This is a genomic window from Psychrobacter sp. CAL346-MNA-CIBAN-0220, assembly GCF_040309805.1.
In the GTDB taxonomy this organism is placed as follows: domain Bacteria; phylum Pseudomonadota; class Gammaproteobacteria; order Pseudomonadales; family Moraxellaceae; genus Psychrobacter.
Map to the genome: position 1 here is coordinate 1 of NZ_JBEOPF010000324.1, position 269 is coordinate 269.

1 protein-coding gene is annotated in these 269 nt (G+C 64.3%); it reads right to left on the reverse strand.

The window, feature by feature from the left end:
• Positions 1–269: methyltransferase (locus AAEY88_RS13830; protein ID WP_350563306.1), on the reverse strand; the 269-nt coding region annotated here is incomplete at both ends.

Consider the following 269-nt stretch of genomic DNA (forward strand, 5'->3'; position numbering starts at 1 on the left):
TCTCGATGCCGTACACGTGCGACGCGAACGCCGGCGTGCCGTGCCCCGGCTGCTGCTTGAAGAACAGGTCGTACAGGATGAAGCCGAGATACGACTTGCCGGCGCCGTGATCGACGAGCGTCACGTGGCCTTTGTCGGCCTGCACGCCGGCGAGCAGCGGCTCGATGAACTGGAACAGGTGATAGACCTGCTTCAGCCTGCGGCGGCTGTCCTGGTTCAGCTTCCCGTCGCGGGTGAGGATGTGCAGTTCCTTCAGCAGCTCGACGGAC